Source organism: Flavilitoribacter nigricans DSM 23189 = NBRC 102662, from assembly GCF_002646595.1.
Classification (GTDB): domain Bacteria; phylum Bacteroidota; class Bacteroidia; order Chitinophagales; family Saprospiraceae; genus Flavilitoribacter; species Flavilitoribacter nigricans.
In genome coordinates this window covers 1-513 of sequence record NZ_PDUD01000142.1, presented here as the reverse complement: position 1 = coordinate 513, position 513 = coordinate 1, and the positions used below count along the sequence as shown (strand labels likewise).

Sequence of the window (513 nt, the reverse complement as noted above, 5' to 3'; positions counted from 1 at the left end):
ACTTACGGTATGCACACATTTTGTGTAAGTTCTTTGACAAGATTGCTACCTGAATAAATAATATCCTTCGAGGATGTTATAGAAGCGGTTTAAGCCTCTAATAAAAGTAATGGGCCCTGGTGGTTTATCCTTTTGGTAACCTGACCATCCTCCGAGTCTGGCGATGATCCAAGCGGCAAAAGAGAGGGTGTTTGGAGGATGTGGATTTTTTTGTTTTTGGGTTTTGCCTTCTACTTTAGTGTTTAGGGCAGTCAGGCATTGTATTTCGGGCTCAAAAAAGGCATCGCCTATTCTTTGTAGGGTTTGCCCATCTCTGGCCTGGACTAGTTGCATGACTTGCACGGCCGCTATTAAGGCCATAGTGGCTAAATTAACCAGTCCATGGAACGACTCCACTTCCGCTTTTTCCATGTTGAGCCCTTTAGATTTAAGGGTTCGGAATAATTGTTCGATAGTCCATCGCCATAAATACCATTGAACAATTTGCAAGGCTTGTTCGGTATTTTGAACAGG

The 513-nt window shown here is 43.1% G+C and carries 1 protein-coding gene; it reads right to left on the bottom strand.

Annotated features, from left to right (window positions below):
* Positions 1-45: 45 nt before the first annotated feature.
* Positions 46-513 (bottom strand): transposase (locus tag CRP01_RS41785; RefSeq protein ID WP_143473273.1); only part of this gene is annotated, 468 nt, incomplete at its 5' end.